The organism is Wolbachia endosymbiont of Mansonella ozzardi, from assembly GCF_020278625.1.
In the GTDB taxonomy this organism is placed as follows: Bacteria; Pseudomonadota; Alphaproteobacteria; order Rickettsiales; family Anaplasmataceae; genus Wolbachia.
In genome coordinates this window covers 1-1215 of sequence record NZ_JADAKK010000090.1, presented here as the reverse complement: position 1 = coordinate 1215, position 1215 = coordinate 1, and the positions used below count along the sequence as shown (strand labels likewise).

Here is a 1215-nt window from a genome sequence, read left to right as displayed (position 1 = left end):
TCATTCCAGCGCGTGATGCACAGCTGTACGAATATTAATTATAGAAAGGAAAAAAGGTAATAATCGTAGATTTTGTCTGGATTTCCACCACAGTATTCAATGACTGGTTTCAGGATTTCAAGTCTAAGCTCATTCATGAAAGCACGCCTAATGAACTTATAGCTCTCCATTCCGCTGCGTTTTCTGTTAGTAAAATGGAAACTATAAGAATCATGTACAGTGTAACCATAATAGTGCTTTTGCTGTATCCAAGAAAATGCTTTGGTTGAGCTTCCGCTTGATAAAGCTAAAAGACACTTCTATTGACCAACGTTTTTTATAGATATCACAGGTCTCTATAGCAGACACTCCATAGATATTAGTTAAAAATGTAAGAACCTAACCACTTATCTGACTTTTTGCTCTAATCAACCTGATCTTAAATGACAAAAATCTCGAACCATCTTGCCCCAATCTGACTATGACATCCTCCGTCAGTTCAAGTATTTTCGTTTTCAGACCTTCAACCTCTTGGTGGGTTCGAACCATTTTATAGCGAATATTATCATTGCTGCGGGGTATGCCTTCCTTTATAAACTCCTCAAAAGTTGCACGTTTTTGTAGCCCACGGTCAAATATGTGACTCTTTACCGTGATTGAGCTCGAAACAAATTTATTATCTGAAAAACCCTCTGCCTGAGTATATAAATTAAGCAGCTTTGCAAATCTTCCATCTGTTGCAATTGTACATTTTATCACGTTTTTTTGGCAATATTTTGTGTTTTTGCAGGGAATGCCAAGCTGCAATAATTTACTTGATAGCTGAAGTATTGTTGAATCTATGATCATCAATTTCTTTTGAGCTCCAAAAACTCTGTAAAATAAACAAAAAATCTTTTCAAAGTACTCAATAGGTATTGTTTCCAAACGACTTGCAACTGATGAATGACGTGTATCGAAGTTAAACATGCAGCGATAATTTCCCTCAATAGTGAGCAAACTCAGCTCATCTTTCTCCAATATGCTATATAGCAGCAAATTAAATATATTTTCCGCTGTAAGTTTGCTAGCCCTGTAATCGGCACCGACAGCTTCACCTATTTTGTCCAGTTCTACCTCTGGCAATTTTGATATTATTTCTTTGTAGTGAAATGTCTCATACCTCAATACTTTCCTTTCATTATACTCTTTTAAAGAATGTTCGTACAGCTGTGCTCTTGACTCTGGAATCTAGGA

Annotated in this window: 1 protein-coding gene; it reads right to left on the bottom strand. The window is 36.3% G+C overall.

The window, feature by feature from the left end; translation table 11 throughout:
• Positions 1 to 378 precede the first annotated feature (378 nt).
• The gene (locus tag IHO40_RS05690; RefSeq protein WP_225537155.1) at positions 379 to 1146 is read right to left on the bottom strand and encodes a hypothetical protein; all 768 of its coding nucleotides are present in this window, start codon (positions 1144 to 1146) and stop codon (positions 379 to 381) included.
• Positions 1147 to 1215 lie beyond the last annotated feature (69 nt).